Annotated in this window: 14 protein-coding genes; 4 read left to right on the top strand and 10 right to left on the bottom strand. The window is 57.8% G+C overall.

What is annotated here, in order from left to right; all coding sequences use genetic code 11:
* Nucleotides 1-162 precede the first annotated feature (162 nt).
* Both OHL22_RS20720 and OHL22_RS20725 read left to right on the top strand, forming a co-directional pair.
* Nucleotides 163-2,940: a M48 family metalloprotease gene (locus OHL22_RS20720; protein ID WP_263341532.1), complete on the top strand. Its 2,778-nt coding sequence runs from the start codon at nt 163-165 to the stop codon at nt 2,938-2,940.
* Nucleotides 2,941-3,074: 134 nt separating this feature from the next.
* Entirely contained in the window at nt 3,075-5,300 is a 2,226-nt protein-coding gene (locus OHL22_RS20725) for a beta-glucosidase (RefSeq protein WP_263341533.1), read from the top strand.
* 645 nt (nt 5,301-5,945) lie between these two features.
* On the opposite strand, the gene OHL22_RS20730 is transcribed toward OHL22_RS20725, so the two are convergent.
* The 10 genes from OHL22_RS20730 to OHL22_RS20775 form a co-directional block, all read right to left on the bottom strand.
* Nucleotides 5,946-6,260: a hypothetical protein gene (locus OHL22_RS20730; protein ID WP_263341534.1), complete on the bottom strand. Its 315-nt coding sequence runs from the start codon at nt 6,258-6,260 to the stop codon at nt 5,946-5,948.
* Nucleotides 6,261-6,402: 142 nt separating this feature from the next.
* Nucleotides 6,403-7,539: an acyltransferase family protein gene (locus OHL22_RS20735; RefSeq protein WP_263341535.1), complete on the bottom strand. Its 1,137-nt coding sequence runs from the start codon at nt 7,537-7,539 to the stop codon at nt 6,403-6,405.
* A gap of 128 nt (nt 7,540-7,667) precedes the next feature.
* A complete protein-coding gene (gene sdhB / locus OHL22_RS20740; protein WP_263341537.1) occupies nt 7,668-8,417 on the bottom strand; it encodes a succinate dehydrogenase iron-sulfur subunit in 750 nt (249 codons plus the stop codon).
* Between the two features lie 525 nt (nt 8,418-8,942).
* Nucleotides 8,943-10,709, bottom strand: coding sequence for a succinate dehydrogenase flavoprotein subunit (gene sdhA / locus OHL22_RS20745; RefSeq protein WP_263341539.1), 1,767 nt, complete (start codon nt 10,707-10,709; stop codon nt 8,943-8,945).
* A 55-nt stretch (nt 10,710-10,764) separates the two neighbouring features.
* Nucleotides 10,765-11,253, bottom strand: a complete 489-nt coding sequence (locus tag OHL22_RS20750) for a carboxymuconolactone decarboxylase family protein (protein WP_263341540.1) — start codon at nt 11,251-11,253, stop codon at nt 10,765-10,767.
* A gap of 9 nt (nt 11,254-11,262) precedes the next feature.
* Entirely contained in the window at nt 11,263-12,060 is a 798-nt protein-coding gene (locus OHL22_RS20755) for a succinate dehydrogenase cytochrome b558 subunit (protein WP_263341542.1), read from the bottom strand.
* A 318-nt stretch (nt 12,061-12,378) separates the two neighbouring features.
* The gene (locus tag OHL22_RS20760; RefSeq protein ID WP_263341543.1) at nt 12,379-13,200 is read right to left on the bottom strand and encodes a class I SAM-dependent methyltransferase; all 822 of its coding nucleotides are present in this window, start codon (nt 13,198-13,200) and stop codon (nt 12,379-12,381) included.
* Nucleotides 13,201-13,225: 25 nt separating this feature from the next.
* Entirely contained in the window at nt 13,226-14,182 is a 957-nt protein-coding gene (locus OHL22_RS20765; RefSeq protein ID WP_263341544.1) for a bifunctional helix-turn-helix transcriptional regulator/GNAT family N-acetyltransferase, read from the bottom strand.
* A gap of 74 nt (nt 14,183-14,256) precedes the next feature.
* Nucleotides 14,257-14,535 (bottom strand): Imm74 family immunity protein, encoded by a 279-nt coding sequence (locus OHL22_RS20770; RefSeq protein WP_263341545.1) that lies wholly within the window; start codon nt 14,533-14,535, stop codon nt 14,257-14,259.
* 104 nt (nt 14,536-14,639) lie between these two features.
* Nucleotides 14,640-15,263, bottom strand: coding sequence for a non-canonical purine NTP pyrophosphatase (locus tag OHL22_RS20775; protein ID WP_263341547.1), 624 nt, complete (start codon nt 15,261-15,263; stop codon nt 14,640-14,642).
* 161 nt (nt 15,264-15,424) lie between these two features.
* Between OHL22_RS20775 and OHL22_RS20780 the strand changes: the two genes are divergently transcribed.
* Nucleotides 15,425-17,575 carry a M13 family metallopeptidase gene (locus tag OHL22_RS20780; protein WP_263341548.1) on the top strand — a complete coding sequence of 717 codons (2,151 nt, stop codon included), beginning with the start codon at nt 15,425-15,427 and terminating at the stop codon, nt 17,573-17,575.
* A 314-nt stretch (nt 17,576-17,889) separates the two neighbouring features.
* Nucleotides 17,890-19,272 carry a lactonase family protein gene (locus OHL22_RS20785; protein WP_263341549.1) on the top strand — a complete coding sequence of 461 codons (1,383 nt, stop codon included), beginning with the start codon at nt 17,890-17,892 and terminating at the stop codon, nt 19,270-19,272.
* Nucleotides 19,273-19,462: the final 190 nt, after the last annotated feature.

A 19,462-nucleotide genomic window follows, 5' to 3' on the forward strand; every position in this document is an offset into this window, starting at 1 on the left:
AGGTGCTGCGCGCGTCCTGGCATGGAAGATTGAGCACAGATTGCGGCTTCCTGCTGAGTGATCACCTGGCTGGAATCCAAACCGCTTGAGACATTTGCGGCAGCCAGGTTACGTGAGCTAGCATAGGAACCTCTTGAAGCTTCTGCTCTTAGTAACTACATCATGTATCGAGCGCTGGGACTGATTTTGTTGTTCATGATGACTCGTGTCGCTGGCGCGGCAGATCTTCCCTGTTCCCTTCGTGCGCCGCAATTAAGTATTTCCCGCCTAAACATCTTTACGGAAGAGCAGGAGCAATGGCTGGGCGATGCGCAAGCCGACATGGTGGAGCCGCGCTACACGCTTCTGCCCGCAACGGAAAGCACATATCTCGATGAGATTGGCAAACGGCTGCTCGATCAGCTTCCGCCCACCTCGATCCATTACACCTTCCGCGTCTTTGAGTCGCCCGATCTGCGGGCGTTTTCACTGGCCGGCGGCCACATCTACATCAGCCGCAAACTCATCATGGATGCACGCAACGAAGATGAGCTGGCCGCCATGCTGGCGCAGGAGATCGGCCGTGTATACATTCACCACTCCGCTTCGGTGGTCACGCTCCGGTTGAATAAGCTCCTGCATGTGAAGGCCGTAAGCGACCAGGCGGATATCTACGACAAGTTTGAACGCATGCTCGATGTTCCTCCCACCAATGACTCGCAGCTAAGTCCAGGCGACCAGAAAAAGGATGAGTTGCTGGCTGATCAGGTCGGGCTTTACGCCATGATTAAGGCAAGTTATGACCCGAGCGCGTTCGCCGTGTTTCTTGACCGGGTTAATAACAATGGAGGGTTCACCGGCAACCTGTTTACCGACCTTTTCGATACCACTCCGGAAATAAGCGTCCGCGTAAAAATGGCGCATAAATCCGTCGATTCCCTTCCTTCCGAATGCCGTCAGTCACGCCATGTCTATCGGCGCGGATTCAAGCCGTTCCAGGAGACTCTGGGCAGCCAACGCATCGATCCGCTGATGCCGGCTACCGCTGGCCTCTCATTCATTCCGCTGCAGCCGCCAATGAATCCGGCGCTCGAAAACGTAATGCTCAGCCGGGACGGAAAGTATGTGCTCGCCCAGGATCGCTACAAGATTCACGTGTTGAGTACGTCTCCCTTAAAGCTGCTCTTTTCTGTTGATGCGCTCGACGCGGAACTGGCGCAGTTTTCACCAGACTCGCAATTCCTGGCCCTTAACTACAACGACCTGCACATTGAAAAATGGAACATCTCTACAGGACAACTCGCCGACACGCTTGATTTCGTGGATTACGCCGGATGTGTACAAACCAGCCTGTCTCCCGATGGAAATGTAATGGCATGCGTCAGCTACTACGGCGGCCCGGTATGGCTAAAGCTCTTCGAGGTGCACACAGGGCGCATGCTCTACCAGAACATGCACTTTTTCGACCGCGGCACGATGTTTGGAATGGATGCGCCAGGGAGGCTTAACACCAACTTCCAGGTACTCATGCGCTGGACGAGCGACGGGCGGTACTTCGTTGGTGCATCCGGTACTTCTGCTATGGCGTATGACCTGTTGCACCATCAGACAGTTCCTTTGCAGAAGACACTCTCCTACCTGTCGCAGGAGCGATTCGCGTTTGTCGGTTCCGATAAGCTGGCCTCTACCTGCGACTGGACCTACAAGACCGGCCGGGCGGATGAAACATATAAGATGTGCTACACCACGTTTCCGGAAGGCCGCGACATTGCCAGTTTTGACCTTCCGAGAGGCTGGTTGACCGGGGTAACTTCCGGCGACGATCTGCTCTTTGGTCCGCTGAGAAGCGCCGCCGCTGCGCTCGTAGACCCGGTCACAGGCAGAGAAAAGAAAGAGTTCCGGCTGGAAACAGTGGATGTGGCTGGCGATAAACTGGCTGCCGAAACTCCGAACGGTGGCATCGCTGTTGGTAAGTTAGGTGGCAGCATGGAAGAGGTCAGACTACCGGTTACTCCACTGGCAGCCCTGGAGTCGAACGCCTTCAGTATGAACGGCCGATATCTTGCCATCTCCGACCGCGCCCGCGGAGCCGAATGGGATCTATCTACCGGAAAACTGATGGCCGTCACTTCACCCTTCCGAGCCGTTGCTGTGCAGGACGACGGCAAGCTCCAGGTGCAATTCATCCACCATGAGCTCAATCCATCGATCGACATAAATATCGACAAGCGAACGCATAAGTACGCAAGCTCACTAACCCGGCTCGCCGATCCGGTGCAGTACGGCAGCATCCGCATGCGGATCAAACCACGGAGCATGCAGCAAAGCGCTGATACGGACGTGGATCTGGAGGCTTACGATGCGTCGAGTGAAGCGCATCTATGGACCACGCACTTCGACTACCATCTCCCTGAGATAGTTCCGGCGGATGGAGACAAGCTGCTCTTTGTGATGAGCAGGCGCAGCGACTCAGGAGAAAACGAAGCCAGGCGCAATCATAAGCAATTGATCCGCACATCCGACTGGAACCGGGGATTTCTCGACGACCGCGGAACACTGGTCGAGATAGTCTCCGACCGCACTGGGCAGGTAGAACGCGCCATCGCCACTCCGCAGCTGATCTCAAACGAGGACGCCGAACGAAACACCAGGCTCTTCGGAAGTCTGCTGGCCGTTTACGGTGACCACAACAACACGGTGGTTTATCGCGTTTCCGACGGCGGTCGGCTGCTGACATTCTTTGGCCGCGCACTCGCTGGCGATGAAAACCTTGGCATGGTGGCTGCGACAGACAGGCCTCAGGAGCTGAACGTCTATGACATCGTCACAGGAAAGCGCTTGCTGGCTGTCACGCTCGACCACGATGTGCTTGCCGCGCGGTTTGTGCCCGGCGACAAACAACTGCTGGTGCTGACAGCGTCACAACATATCTACCGCATCAGTCTGCCTGCATCTCACTGACATCAGATCTAGCCGCTTTTCGCCTCCCGCTGTTCCTCGCAAAAATGCCAGCTTATACGTTTTACTAGTACACTTGCGCGAGTATGATGGGTGGCGGAAAAATGCTCCCCGAAAACTCTTCCGGAAGGTCCAGTATGACGCTCGCTTCGCCTTGGCGATTTCGCCTTTCCGCCGCCGTAGCTCTCGCAGCCATCGCGGCGGGTAGCATGCTTGTTGCGCAATCTCCCCGCCGTCGTCCGCCAGAACCCGCATGGGCCCACGCCAAGTACATGGACAAGAGCCTGTCGCCCGATGAACGCGCCGAGCTCGTCCTTAAAGAGCTCACGCTCGATGAAAAGGTCGATCTCATCCACGGCCAGGGCATGCCCGGCTGGGGCAAACCGAAGCCCAACTACTATCTCGGCAACGGGGGCGCCGGTTTCGTGCTCGGCATTGACCGTCTCGGCATTCCCTTCATTCAGATGAGCGACGCGGCCTACGGCGTCCGCTCCAGCGCCATGAATGGCCGTTATTCCACTGCCCTGCCCTCAAATCTCGGCGCGGCGGCCAGTTGGGACCCCGAAGCCGCCTGCGCCTATGGCGAAGTCATCGGCAGCGAACTTCGCGCCCAGGGTTACAACATGACCCTTGGTGGCGGCGTCAACCTCACCCGTGAGCCGCGCAATGGACGCACCTTCGAGTACCAGGGCGAAGACCCGGTCCTCGCCGGTACGCTGGTCGGCAACCGCATTAAGTGCGAACAGGCCCAGCACGTCATCGGCGACATCAAACACTTCGCCATCAACGACCAGGAAAGCGGCCGCAACGAAGTCGATTCCGTTATCTCGAACCGCGCCATGCAGGAGAGCGATCTGCTCGCCTTTCACATCGGCATCGAGGTCGGCGATCCGCAGGCCGTCATGTGCAGCTACAACGCCATCAATGGCGACTACGCCTGCGAAAACAAATACACACTCACCGATGTGCTGCGCAACGAGTGGCATTTCAAAGGCTTTGTGCTGTCGGATTGGGGCGGCACGCACTCCACCATCAAAGCTTCCGCCGCGGGCCTCGATCAGGAGCAGCCGCAGGAAAACTTCTACGGAGACTCCTTTAAGAAAGCTGTACAGGACGGGAAGATTCCTATGTCCGAACTCGATGAACATGTGCGCCGCGTGCTGCGTGCCGAGTTCGCCGCCGGGCTGGTCGACGATCCCCTCCACAAGAGCGTCGTCGATGTCTTCGGTGACCTTGCAAAAGCTCGCAAGATCGAAGACGGCAGTATCGTCCTGCTGAAGAACACGAACAACCTTCTTCCGCTCGACAAAAACTCCGTCCAGTCCATCGCAGTTATCGGTGACCACGCCGACTATGGCATGATCTCCGGCGGTGGCTCGGCGCAGGTCGACCCGCCCGGCGCGCCAAACCCGAAGTGGCTCGAGCATGTCTGGTTCCCTACCTCGCCGCTCAAATCAATCGAAGCCAGGGCTCCTTCGGCCAAGGTTGCGTTCGCATCGGGCAAGGATCTCGACGCAGCGGCGGAGCTGGCGAAGAAATCCGACGTAGCCATCGTCTTCGTGCAGCAGTGGGAGAGTGAAGGCATGGACCTGCCCAACCTCACACTACCCGATGAGCAAGACAAGATCGTGGAGGCAGTTGCAAAAGCCAACCCTAAGACCATTATCGTGGTGGAATCAGGAACTGCGGTAACGATGCCCTGGGTCGACAGCGTAGGCGCAATTGCCGAGGCCTGGTATGCGGGCAGCGCAGGTTCAGATGCCGTGGCCGACATCCTGTTTGGCGATGTAAACCCCAGCGCCAAACTGCCCATCACATTCCCGAAGAGCATCGACGATCTGCCGCATCCGACGATAGCTCAGCCCCCACCGCATTCGCAGGGCCCATCGCCCGTGATGCGCATGGAAGACGCCAAGCCCACCTTTGCCGTGCATTACGACGAGGGCGTGGAGATTGGCTACAAGTGGTATGACGCCGAGAACAAACCAGTGCTCTTCCCATTCGGATTCGGATTGTCATACACGACTTACTCGTATTCGGACCTGAAGGTCAGCGAGGGCAAAGAGCCAAGGGTGACGTTCAAGGTAACGAACACAGGCAGCCGCGCCGGTGTTGAGATCGCCGAGGTCTACGCCGGACTGCCTGCGGCAGCACAGGAGCCGCCGAAGCGGTTGGTCGGCTTTACCCGCGTTGCATTAGCGCCGGGCGAGAGCAAAGAGGTCTCGGTCAGCGTGCCAAGACAATATCTCGAAATCTTCGACGAAGGCGCGAACGCGTTCAAACTGACACCGGGCAGCTACACCTTCATGGTAGGCGGCTCGTCACAGGAACTGCCGCTCAAGCAGGAAGTCTCGCTGAATTAACTGGCTTTCCCGAATACTTCCCGCAGGTTGCTGCGTGTCATAGCAACCTGTGGGGAGTTGCTTTGATCAAGATCGATTCACAAGACCGCGTCCCGAAGCCGAGTAATGCGGCGCTAAAGGTTGTTGCAGCACGCCTGTTTGGCATGGAAATTGCGCCGCTTACTGCGAGGTGGACCGTGTTGTTCGAGTGATTTCGAAATCTGGGCCAACTGCCGATGGAGCCTGATCAGTGCATGTAGGTTTTGAGCAGCCACCAGATGAGAAAGAGTGCTACGAAAGCCAGCAATGCGTGCACGAGCCACTGGCCCAGGGTATTCGGTCTGCCGAAGTGGAACATTTGCGAGATGCTAGCAGTGTTTTTCAGAGGGATCTGTGCTGAAAAGAGCGCCTGAGTACAGGATTGCGGTCGTGTTATACGAAGACAAAGATCGGGATTAAGAAGTAGCTAAGAAATCGGGCGCATGGTTGATCAGCGGGAATTTCAAGCATTTCCCGAAAGAAGTATGTATGGGGGTGAAGGTGGTTTCGCCTGGGGAGTATTTAGAGGAGCTTGATGCGAAGTGGAATAACAAACACTAGGTTGTCGGGATTGTGATGATCGAGATCTGACATCAAGAAAAGAATGAGCAGCCCTATTTCGCATTCTCATCGCGCAAGTTTCCAATGAAAGAAAACCGCTTCCCACAAAAAACTCGCAAAAGCCACTCCAGCGCAAACTGCCCTCGCAACTGTAATTGCCCTATACTTAGCTGCGAGCTTCGGGAAAAATAACTCCTCTACGTAGATCACAAAAAAGCATGCCCAAATCGCCATTGCAACTGAGCTTTCTGTTGCCTCTACGCTCCAAAAAACACTAGCGGCAACAAAGGCTAACGCAGCAATCACTAATCTCTGCCGTCTTGGTACAGCTTGAACCAATGGCTCGATGCCTTCGATTTGGTTGCTCATTGCAATCAACATTACCTCAAATCCTTCTTTGGCGAATCCGACATGCAAATTGCAAGACAAAAAGAGCTGCCGTGCTTGCGGCAGCCCCTCTGTAATTCGAATTGACTTAACCGCGGAGGAGATATTTCACCTGCTGTACCACTGAATCGTATTCCTAAGGCTTTTCCTGGAACGCGGCCTTCAGGTGGTTGTCGGCTTCCGGTGCCTCGACCGTAGTGATTTGATCCTCTTTTTTTCTTCCTGTCAGCCGGCTCCACAGCTTGCTCGGCCAATCTTTGTCCATGCATGGTCGTTCCAACAGCATGTAATAACCGAGCCCCACGACGCCTACGGCTACCAGTTCCAACACCATTCCGGCAGGGATGCCTAAACGCCAGACCTTAACGATGCTGCTCAGCACCAGGTTGTGAGTAAGGTAGATGCTGTAGCACATGCCTCCGATGATGGAGATGGCCGGCAGGGAGAGAAACCAGCTGCCGATTGGCCCCTTGAAGGCAGACACAATTCCAATGGCTATAAAAACCGCCGACCAGATGGTCCACCCAGTCCCTCCAAGTCCGAAGACAAATCCCCAGGCTGCCAGGCCGATCACGTCCCATCCCCAATGGGATGGGATCCGCTTCCAATCGGTCAGGTAAAGATCGCAAACCAGAAATCCGGCGAGAAAATATTGCAGATTGCCGAGGAGACTCAACCGCACCCTGGAAACATCGCCGATCCATAACTGAGCGATGGAGAGGGCGAGGATGACGGCGAGAAATCCCGCTCTGCGCCAGTTCTTAGGCCCACGGAACGCGACCAGCGCCAAAATAGGAGCCAGGCAGTAAAACTGCACTTCGACTTCCAATGACCAGACCGGAGGATTGATAGAGCTCATTTTCCCGTAGACCATGCTGTGGACGTATCCCAGGGTTGCGAGAAAATGCGGCATAAGAGCCCGGACAGCTACGTGCATGGCTCCCACCAGCAAGGCAAACCGCAGCAGAAGCAAAACGATGTAAGGCGGTTCGAGACGGGTGAGGCGGCGCAGAAAATACGCGGAAATCCGCACTTTTTTGCCGCCGAGCAAATCCTGTTTGGCAAAAGGCAAGCCGAGAATGAAGCCGCTCAGAGCGAAGAATACTTCCACTCCGCGAAGCCCATAATGGACGGAAGGAAAGAGGATGGTCCGGACGCTGTCGGTGGCTTGAATGGCGATGTGGTACAGAACGACAGAAAGAATCGCAATAAACCGCACCCCGTCGATCTCAGGGATGTAGCTGCCACCTGTTGTTCTGCGCCGCAGATCCATTGCGTTCGCTCACCCTCCGTCTCACACAGGATAGAGTCGCGTCTCGCGGTACGTACAGAGTACCGATGGCGCGGCAGCATGCTTCCGGGCATCTCGCGGCTTGAGTTGGAACTATGCTGGGCCCGGTGCTAACTGCGAACCAAGTCCTTGATTTGCTGGACGATAACGTCGCGGGTGACATCGCTGATGGCTTCGGTTAATGGGAGCTGCTTGGGACAGGCCTGGACGCAGTTCTGGGCGAAGCCGCACTCCTGGACGCCGCCGTCGCCGGCGAGGGCGCGCAGGCGATCCTCTTTGAGGACCTTGCCGCTGGGGTGCTGGTTGAAGAGCTTGACCTGAGCGATGGTGGCTGCGCCGACGAAGCCGGTGGCGTCGTTGAACTGCGGGCAAACCTCCATGCAGCAGCAGCAGGAGATGCAGTTGGAGAGCGGGTAGGCCACTTCCTGCTCCTGCGGCGAGATACGCGGGCCGGAGCCGAGGTCATAGGTGCCGTCAACGGGAACCCAGGCCTTGACGGCCTTGAGGTTTTCAAAGAGGACGCTGCGGTCGACGGCGAGGTCACGCACGACGGGAAACTTGGTCAAAGGCTGGAGACGGATGGGCTGTTCCAGCTTATCTACAAGGGCAGAGCAGGCCATGCGGGCTTTGCCGTTGATGACCATGGCGCAGGAGCCGCAGATCTCTTCGAGGCAGTTGGAGTCGTAGGTGATGGGCGTCGTTTCCTGACCAGCAGCCGTGACGGGGTTGGCCGCGATCTCCATCATGGCGGAGATGACGTTCATGCCGGGACGCCAGGGGAGCTCGAACTTTTCCCAGGTGGCTTGGGCATCGGGGCCCGATTGACGCTTGATTTCGATGGTTACGGTCTTGTTTGCCATGATGTGTCTCGTCGTTTTAATTTCAGTTATTGCGGTTGGTAAATCGTTAGGGTTGATTTAGGACGTCTGATGAGATTCATGATTCCTATCGATGAGCCCCATAGTGAAACCAAAGTAAAAAGCCTAAACCGATTAACATTAGGCTTATTCCAAGCCCTAGAAGTACACGCCTCAACCAACTTCTGCGCGGAAACCAGTTGGCTACAGATGCTACGAAGAAGCCCGGTGGCCAGATGTAAAACCAAAACGGGTGTGATTGCGTCACCATCATGAAAGCCTCTATCGCGAGGAGGAGAGTCGCACAAGAGGTCCCGACGACTCTTACAACGCGCTCTTCTCTTTGCTGATCGGCTTCCACTCGATAGCTCCATTCCCAGCACGCTCGAACAACCTTCCCTCAGGGGCTAAAGCCCGCCTATTTCGTCGTTTCTAGCGGCACTGCTAAAGCCGTGCCCTGTTACAAAACTCTTGAAGCCGATCCTCCGCTTTGCTCAGGATGACAACAAAAAGACTACGTGCCTCCACCTAGTATTTGCGCGGGCGTGGAGGAATGTACTGCGTGTCGACGGGTTCGTATTCGAATTTGGGTCCGTCGGCGTCGGGGGCGAAGCTGGCTTTGGTCGTCTTCAGGAAGTTGGCGTCGTCGCGCTCCGGGAAGTCGGGCTTGTAGTGCGCGCCGCGTGATTCGTTGCGCAAGGCCGCACCCTGGGTGACGACCCGCGAGAGCTGGAGCATGTTGTAGAGCTGGCGGGTGAACGCGAAGCTGGTGTTGGCCCACTGGCTCTTGTCGCTCAGATTGATGTTGCGGTAGCGATCGAGAAGCTCGACGATCTTTTCGTCGGTCTTCTGGATGTTTTTGTTGTAGCGGATGACGGTGACGTTGGCGGTCATGGTTTCGCCGAGCTCGCGCCAGATGCGGAAAGGGTTTTCAGTGCCTTTGGAGGTCAGAAGCTGGCTGTTGAGCTGCTGCTGACGGGCGAGCTCGTTGGCTGCGCCGCCATCACCTGTAACCGCGCTGACGCTCTTTGCGTAGGCGAGGGCGTTGGGTCCGGCCTGGAATCCGCCGAAGATGCAGGAGACGAGCGAGTTGGCGCCGAGGCGGTTGGCGCCGTGGTACTGGTACTCGGCCTCGCCGGCGGCGAAGATGCCGGGAATGTTGGTCATCTGGTTGAAGTCGACCCAAAGACCGCCCATCGTGTAGTGCATGCCGGGGAAGATCTTCATGGGGACTTCGTGGGGGTCGTCGCCGACGAACTTCTCGTAGATTTCGAGGATGCCGCCGAGCTTGCGGTCAAGAGTGGCGCGGTCGATGTGGGTGAGGTCGAGGTAGACCATCGGCTGGCCGTCGATGCCGAGCTGGTGCTCGTAGACAACCTTGTGGATGGCGCGGGTGGCGACGTCGCGGGGGACGAGGTTGCCGTATTTGGGGTACCACTCTTCGAGGAAGTACCAGCGGTCAGACTCGGGGATGCTGCGCGCGGCGCGCTTGTCGCCCTGTGTCTTGGGCACCCAGACGCGGCCACCCTCGCCGCGGGCTGACTCGGACATGAGCCGGAGCTTGTCTTCGCCGGGGATGGAAGTGGGGTGGACCTGGATGAATTCGCCGTTAGCGTAGTAGGCGCCCTGCTGGTAGAGAGCGGACTGGGAGGAGCCGGTGCAAACGACGGAGTTGGTGCTCTTGCCGAAGATGGCTCCGATGCCGCCGGTGGCCATGATGATGGCATCGGCTGGAAAGATGCGGAGCTCCATGGTGCGCAGGTCCATGGCGCAGATGCCGCGTGCTACTCCGTTCGAATCGATGACGGCGGAGAGGAACTCCCAGCCTTCGAACTTGCGGACTTTGCCTTCGGACTCGTAGCGACGGACCTGCTCGTCGAGCGCGTAGAGAAGCTGCTGGCCGGTGGTGGCTCCGGCGAATGCGGTGCGGTGATAGAGGGTGCCACCGAAGCGGCGGAAATCGAGGAGCCCCTCGGGGGTGCGATTGAAGGGGACGCCCATGCGATCGAGCAGGTCGATGATGGCGGGCGCGGCCTCGCACATGTTCTTGACGGGGGTCTGGTTGGCGAGGAAGTCACCGCCGTAGATGGTGTCGTCGAAGTGCTTGTCGGTGGTGTCGCCTTCGCCCTTGAGGTTTTTAGCAGCGTTGATGCCGCCCTGCGCGCAGACAGAGTGCGAGCGCTTGACGGGGACGATAGAGAAGAGGTCCACGTTGCCGCCGGCTTCGGCGATCTTGATGACGGCCGCCAGGCCTGCGAGGCCTCCGCCGACGACGATGATTTTGGGTGCTGCCATAGGTTTGGCGAGTCCTTCCTTGATTTCCCAGGGCCTCATGCCAGGCCCTTAAAACTTATGCGTTGGCCAGCTCTTTCTCCGGCTTAGGAATGGGCGGAGTGAATTGAAGCGGGCCAGCGATGCGGTTCCAGGTGTTGATGAGGCCGATGGCTGTGGTAAGCCAGGCCGTTTCTTCAGTGCTGAATTGCGCGGTGACGGCGGCGTAGTCTTCGTCCGAGATGTGGTTGCCGGCGATGCTGGTGAGCTTTTCGGTCCAGGCGAGAGCGGCCTGTTCGCGTGGGGTGAAGATGCCGGCTTCGCGCCAGACGGCGAGGAGGTCAAGTTTTTCGGCTGGGACTTTGTGCTTGCGCGCCGCGTTGAGATGATACTGCGTGCAGAAGGCGCAGCCATTGATTTGCGAGGCGCGGAGCTTGACCATCTCGACGAGGCCGAGGTCGAGGCCGGAGGCGCCGATGGCCATGCTCAACTTAATAAGAGCAGCGTAGGCGTCAGGGGCGATCTCGTGAAATTCCTGCGAGCCGATGCGGGGTTTGGATTCGGACATAGTGGCTCCTTAGGCTTGGGCGGTAAACGCTGGCTTCCCTTCCCACATCTCTGCGAGATATGGGGCACCCGGAGTTGTGGTGGGTAGTACAAGCTGACTGGACGGCGTTACGTCTTCAGGAGCAGGCGGAGCGGAGACGAAGGCGTAGATGCTGGCCAGTCCCATGCCGCAGAGGATGATGCCGATAGCGGCGCAGACATAAGCGAAGCGCTTGCGCGATTTATTGCCGGGAGTGATACCCCACTTGGCGGCAAAGAGCCAGATGCCATAGCTGAAGTGCCAGCAGATGGCGATCATGGCGATGATGTAGACGGCAAGCATCCACGGATTTGCGAGCTCATGCTGGACCTTGGCGAAGGCCATGCCGGGATGCTCCGGCAAGTCTGCACCGGTGAAGCGCTGGCGAATCACGTGCTGAATGATGTAGAGGAAAGCGATGTAGCCGGTCCAGCGCTGCACCATGTACATCCAGTTACCGGCCCACGGATAGTAGACAACGTTGCTCTTGCCGCGAACGGCGATGTAGATGCCGTAGAGCGCGTGATAGAGGAGGGGAATGAAGATGAATCCCCACTCGAGGACACGCACGAGCGGCAGGCCGTTGAGAAACTTGACCTGCGCGGCGTAAGCGGCTGGCCCTTTGAGCGCTTCAAAGTTCGACAGGATGTGCTCGATAAGGAAGGCGCCGATCGGGATGATGCCGGTGAGCGAGTGCAGCTTGCGCCAGAAGAAGGAATGTCCCTGCCCGGCGCGAAGCGGTGCTACACCGCGACGTTCAGTACCGGCGGGTTGAGTGGCTGTGGCCATACGGATGCAACTCCTGACAGAGATCAGAGATCAGGGGCAAAGATCGAAGAAATGGATCAACGGCCGATGATCTGTGGTCGGTTAAGCGAAATGGGACGATTCGGCGCGGATATTATGTCGAATCTATAGTGCATTATTCGTGGCCGGGTTTGGGAGCGTCAAGGAAACGGGCAGGGTGTTTGCCGCATTACGAAAAAACGGGAAGTCGAGGCGGACGGAAAATTGGGACGGCGGAATAGAAGAGGAGAGAGTGAGATCGATCGCGGGTAAAGCACGCCGCGCCATTCTGCGATTCCGGCACCTGCAGAGGAGATGCGCTCAGGCGCTTTTGATTACGCAGTACTGCCGGCTGACATATCCCGTTGCCGGAGGAAGAGCGCGATAGACCAGGCGGCCGTTGAAGTCTTCTTCGGCGGTATTGGTGAACTGAATATCGACGATTCTGGCGGGACCGATGGCACGACGGACGAGCAGCTCAGGCAGACAGTGCATCTGCATGTCAGGGGCGCCGCTGCCGAAGGTTTCGCGGATACGCGAGCGGAGGCGAAGGCGCTGGCGCAGGCGGAGGGAAAACGAATTGAGATCGCGCACGCGGAAGGTGTCCTGCACGCCGAAGACAAGAATGCCGCCGGGAGCGAGGACACGCACGAACTCCCTGAGATACGCCTGCGCGTACTCAGGCAACATGTGTTGCAGGACGATGTTGCTGTAGACAAAGGTAAAACCAGCGCTGGCAAAAGGCAGTGTCAAGCCGGAGCCTATGACATAACGGCAATTGGGATAAAGGTTGAGCGCGCGAGCTTTCTCAATCATGCGCACCGAGATATCAATACCGGTACAGGAGGCGAAGCGGCGGGCGAGAGCCTGAGTGAGGCGGCCTACACCGCAACCGAAATCCAGTGCAGTGCCGTCGAAGGCGACGTTGCGGCCAATGCGGGCAAGGTGATCGAGGACGGTCTGAATTTCGCTTTCCCCTGTGGCGAGGAATTCACCGAGATCCCATCTGCCGCCTGCTTTGCTGGCGTCGGTGAGGATGGCCCACAAGGCATCGCGCTCGGCGAGACCTTCCCAGTCGTTCTTGAGCTTTTCAAAGCCGGCCATATCGTCGCAGATGAGTGTATGGCGCGGCGCCTGCGACAAATGTCACTCGATTGTCTGATTTCAGTCATCTGTTTGCTGTTAATGGAGGAGCTTGTTCGGTTTTGGCCGCATCTTTGCCGAGGAGTTTGCGCAGAAAGATGGTGGCCTGCGGATTGTCGTTATACCGGGCGCACTCGTCATAGCCGCGATTGCGATAAAGAGCGATGGCTGCTTTGAGGCCGTGATAGCTGTCGAGATAGATGGCCGTGAGCCCAAGAGAGCGAGCATGGTCTTCGAGCGCGTCCATCAGGCGGCCGGCAATGTGATGGCCGCGGGCTGCGGGTTGGACATACAGACGCTTGCACTCGCCTGCCCCTGGAATAGATGGAAGGTCGCGGAGCACGACGCAGCCCACGGCTTTGCCGTTGAGCCAGGCGAGCCACATACCGGAGCCGGGCGCATGCAGAATGTCAGCCAGCTTTGTAGGCGTGTCACGCTGCACTACATGGACCGCTTCGTAGTACTCGTGAATGAGGGCGAGTGCTTCGGAAGTGGGTTCAGTCAGGCGTTGAATGCGGACACCGTCTTGCTGAGAGCGGTTGAGGATGCGGTGCGCGCGGGTTAGTGCTGCCGTGAGTTCGTTGCGTTGATCGGCTGGAATGGCTGCGAGGATCTCCTGAATCTGCGTCTCGGATTGCTGATTCAGTTTGCTGACGGCTCTTTCGCCGGCCGCCGTCAGCGAGAGATGCTTTTCGCGACCGTCTTGTTTCGACGTGGTCTGGCGGATGAGGCGGCGTTTCTGGAGTGAAGCCAATGTGCGGCTGATGTAGCCTGCGTCAAGTTCGAGCGTGTTGCGTAGAACGCGTGCAGTCAGGCCTGGGCTTGCGCCGATTTCGTAGAGGGTACGGGCTTCCGTGAGAGAGAAGTCACCATCCAGATGACGCTTGCGCAGCAGGCCGAGCCGCGCTGTGTAGAAGCGATTGAAGGCGCGGATGGCGGCGATCTCGGTGGAAGCGGAAGATTGCGCCGCGGCTATAGTCATGAATATGAAGCTAGAACGGATAGTTGCTTTTGGCAAGTATATTAGTTTGTCAGCATCAGGCAAGCTGCTGCCTTTTAGTCGACAACAATGGTTTTATTATCAAAACCTAATGCGGAACGAATGTTATCAATAATCTGGGCTTTGATGGCGGGACTTATTGGGTCTTCTTGGTTAGGTGGATCCCAATTCTTAATCGAATGTGAAAAGAGTTGAATCTCGTTTCCTGAAAGTAACTCCGAATCAACAAACATTGAGCGAACTCCCTCGGTATATGTCATTCCAGTCAACCCCAAGATTTCTACCGAAAAGCCGGTGTCGCTTTCAATTTTGTTTACTCCTGAACGAATAAACATACCTCTCTCCCCGACAATGACAGCGTAGCCGTCAGGAAAATTTGAAACTTACAAGTACAGAATCGCTTCCTCTGTTAAGGGATTGCAGTTTTGCACTTCATCGCTCATACCGCCAACCGCGAAAGCAAATCCGCAAATGCCAACCCCCGATGACTCAAACCAAACTTCACGCTGATATCCAGATCAGCCATGGTCTGATCCAGGTTAGGCAGATAGAAGATGGGGTCATACCCGAACCCACCCGTCCCGTGCGGAGCTTCAAGGATCACGCCCTCGACCGTGCCTTCCGAGGTGAGCAGAATCTCCCCATCACGGGCCGCTGCCAGCACACAGCGATAGCGGGCCATACGCTCCGCGGCAGGGATGCCGTCTAGCTTCTGCAACAGCACGATGTTGTTCCAGACGTCGGTGTTGTCGTTGGCGTCGGGCGAGTCGGTCAGGCCTGCGTCAGCGGCAAATCGAGCTGAGCGGACTCCCGGCGCGCCGCCGAGAGCATCGACTTCGAGACCCGAGTCGTCGGCGAGGACAATCTGGTTGGGAGCGAATCCGCTGTAGTAGATGGCCTTGGTGACGGCGTTCTCTTCAAAGGTGGTTCCGTCTTCCTCGGGCGCCGGGATCGTGGCAAGGCCCGGAACCGGGTCGATGTCGATCTGGTACTCCTCGGCGGCCTCGCGAAAGTCGGCGAGCTTGCCGGAGTTAGTGGTGGCGACGAAGAGGCGGAGGGCCATGGGGTGAGTGTACTCGATGGGCAACCTGTTGAAACTTGGCGGCGAACCTCTAATTCTTCTCGCCGCCGTGATACTTTGTCACTCAGCAGTTTCTGCCCGGCCAACTGCATATTGAGCGGACCGTCCCATCTCGTCCGGACGCGCGTCCTCGAGGATTTCAGATGAAAATCAGATCTTCCCGTTCAGGGATTCTTGCCATTGCCGCTATCTCTCTCGGCTGTGCGCCCTTCGCGCTTGCGCAGTCGGACTCGGCTCTGCCCACGGCTTCGTTTACCGCAAGCCTCACCGGCCCCAGTCTCTTTGCTTCCGATGACGCCGCGCCTGCGCCGCCCAAATCGGTGGGCAGCCTCGATCTCTCGGCCATCGATAAGACCGCCGATCCCTGCCAGGACTTTTACCAGTACGCTTGCGGTAACTGGGTCAAGGACAACCCGGTGCCCGCCGACCAGGTCCGCTGGGCGCGCTCTTTTTCTCTGCTCGGCGAGCGCAACCGTTACCTGCTGTGGCAGGAACTGGACGCCGCGGCAAAGAATCCGAAGACGCCTCTGCAGCAGAAATATGGCAGCTTCTTCGCCGCCTGCATGGACACGGCGCTGATTGATAAAAAGGGCCTCACGCCGCTCGAACCGGCGCTGAAGCAGATTGCCGCGTTCAACGACCCTAAACAACTCGCCACGCTCGTGGGATCGCTGCAGAAGGTGGGTGACGCCGCGCCGCTCATCGCCTTTACCGTGAGCCAGGACGAAAAAGACTCCAGCAAGCAGATTGCTGAGACACGGCAGAGCGGTCTCTCGCTCCCCGACCGGGAATACTACCTCTCCGACGCTAAGCGCTTCGCCACCATCCGCGATCAATACAAAGATCACGTGACGAAGATGTTCACTCTCGCCGGCGATAGCCCCGATCAGGCCGCGAAGGAGGCCGATGACGTCCTCCGTATCGAGACCGCGCTCGCCAAAGCCTCCACCAGCCGCACAGCGCTGCGCGAACCGGAGAACCGCTATCACATCTATGCTGTCGCCGACCTCGAAAAGCTGACCCCCGACTTCGCATGGCCCGTCTACTGGCGCGACATCGGCATCGGCCATTTCGACACGCTCAACGTGGCGACGCCGGATTTCTTCAAGGAACTCGACACCCTGATCAACAGCGAACAGGCCAGCGCCTGGCAATCTTACCTTCGCTGGCATGTGATTCACGGAGCTGTCGCGGAATTGCCGCAGAAGTTCTACGACGAAAACTTCGCATTCTTCGGCAAAGTGCTCAGCGGCCAGAAAGAGCAGACCCCGCGCTGGCGTCAATGCACCGCCATGACCGACCAGGCGCTGGGCGAAGCTGTCGGGCAGGACTGGGTGAAGCAGCACTTCCCTCCCGAAGCTAAAGCCAGCATGGATAAGCTGGTCGCAGCGCTCGAAAAGTCCCTCGGCGACGATATCCGCACCCTGCCGTGGATGAGTGACGCGACCAAACAGGCCGCCGAAGCCAAGCTCGCCGACATCCGCAACAAAATCGGCTATCCCGAGCACTGGCGCAACTACTCCGCCCTCACTGTCAGCAGCACCGATGCCCTGGGCAACGCCCGCCGCGCCGCCATCTTCCAGCGCGACTGGCGTCTCTCCAAACTTGGCAAACCGGTCGACGAAAAGGAGTGGGGCATGACGCCGCCGACCGTCAACGCCTACTACAACCCCTCCATGAACGACATCAACTTCCCCGCCGGCATTCTGCAGCCGCCCTTCTTCGACTTCAAGGCCGACCCAGCCGTGAACTTCGGCGGCATCGGCGTTGTCATCGGTCACGAAATGACGCACGGCTTCGACGATGAAGGCAGCAAATATGATGGCAAAGGCAATCTGCGCGAATGGCAGACAGCCGAGGACCGGAAGAAGTTCACCGAGCGCACCGATTGCGAAGTGAATGAATACAACGGCTTCGAAGCATCGCCCGCGCACGACGGCCTGCCCGCGCAGAACCTCAACGGCAAGCTCACTCTTGGCGAAAACACAGCCGATAACGGCGGCCTGCGCATCGCCTACCTCGCGCTGCTCGACACTTTGGCCGAAGAGCACAAGACGATCGACGACAAAATCGACGGATATACCGAGGCGCAGCGCTACTTCCTCAGCTTTGCTCAGGTCTGGTGCCAGAATCAGACCGATCCCTCGGCCCGGCAGTCGGCTCTCACCGATCCGCATTCCCCCGGCCGCTGGCGCGCTAATGGCTCAGTGCAGAACTTTGATGAGTTCGGCAAAGCCTTCAACTGCAAAAAGGGTGATCCCATGTATCCCGAACACTCCTGCCGCGTCTGGTAGCGAAATGGAGACCAGGTTTCAAAGCTCAGAGATCAGGTTTCACGATCAGAATGTGCCAGCCGCATGTCACGCTCTTCTGATCTCTGAAACCTGATCTCCGATCTCTGTCATCCCACTAACCACCTCACTCCTGCTGCGTCCAAAGCACAGTAATCTCCTGGGGTGACTAAATGCCAAACTTCTGCACAGATGCGGAAACTAGGCATAACGCCGCCCTACCTTCTACAATGCAGCGAGGGACCCAACCCCACCCAGCTCAGCTGCGGAACACGAGACCCTGCCGGCCCAGGGCTGGACCAGGACGAAGGAATCGCATGAAGTTCAGGAAATTCGGCAAGACTCTGCTGGCCTGCGCCTTAAGCTCGGCCATGGTATTCAGCCTCAGCTCTTGCGTTCGGAGTTTTACCGTCGGATATCTATACGCCACCGGCACGGTCACAGCCACTCCTAGTGGAGACGGCATCATCACCGGCTTCGGAATCAACAACAACAACGGCAAGCTGAAGCTGCTTCATGGCTTCCCCACATCCAGCGGCGGAGCCAATCCCGTTCGCGCCGTCCTGGTTGACGGCAGCACCTTTGTTTACGTGCTCAACCGCGGCACAACCGCCAGCGGCGGCGCCAACTGCACAACGACAGACCCCTGCCAGAACTCCAACATCACCGAGTTTTCGGTTGGCGGCAACGGCTCGCTCAGCTACCAGAACACCTTCTACACGCAGGGCATCAACCCCTTCCGTCTAATTGCCGATACTTCAGGCAACTACCTGATCGCGTTGGATCATGATGCTCCCAGCAGCACGTACTGCAGCACCGTCGTTATCGGCGCAACCTCGTGCGGCGACATCACGATCTTCCAGATCAACCAGACCACCGGCCGTCTGACGCTGGTCACCAATGCGCAGTTGACTGCATCCTCTGGAACGCAGGTCACCTACTTCCCGGTACCGGCGAATCCCATCGACTTCGTCATGGCTTCCGGATACGTGATGACGCTCTCCGGCGCAGCCAGCGCAAGCACCACGCCGTCGGCCAGCAATGCCGGCCAGACCGTTTATCCGTATGCGTATAACTCCAGCAGCGGTCAGCTCACCCTCAGCCAGAGCATTCCGCAGGTCATCACCAATGGCAACGGAGAGCCTATCGGACAGGGCACGGCGATCCTGTACACAGGCGCCAAGATCTACGTCCTCGACAATGAGATTCTGGTCGGCACAAGCACCACTCCGGGACAGATTCTGCCCTTCACCGTCGGCACCAACGGCGCTCTTCAGGCCCTGGTCGGCGGCGCAGTAGCGGATGACCCCAACGAGACCAGCCCCATCTTCGGCATCACCGAGTCCAAGGGCAAGTACTTCTACGTAGCCAACCAGGCCGGATCCGACATCAACACCGCGGCCGGCATCACCGCCTACGTGATCGATCCTTCCTCCAGCCAGCTCAGCGAAGCATCAGGATCGCCTTATACGCTCATTACTTCAACGACGAGTGATACCGGCACAGGCGCTTCACCGCAATGCCTGCTGGAAGATCCGTCGAATCAGTTCATCTATACCGCAAACGCGGGCGACTCCACTGTCACCGGCAAGCTTCTCGATCCGAACTCCGGCGCGCTGAACCAGGTCCAGGGATGGACTGGGCAGATGACGTTGAACGGACCGGCGACATGGTGCTGGATCAGCGGGCGCACCAACTAATGTCCTCGTTTGCGTGAAACGCCAGAACAGGCCCGCCGCTATTGCGTTTTCTGAATAGATGCAGGCCGAAACCGCTACTATCGAGTGGATTTTTCCTCAAGAAAAATCCACTCAGTCGATCTTTAGGGAAGTTCAAGATAATTCAGGAAATGCCTTGATGCGGCCTTTCTGCTCAAACTTCCGACCGGTG

Source organism: Acidicapsa dinghuensis (assembly GCF_025685685.1).
Taxonomy (GTDB): Bacteria; Acidobacteriota; Terriglobia; order Terriglobales; family Acidobacteriaceae; genus Acidicapsa; species Acidicapsa dinghuensis.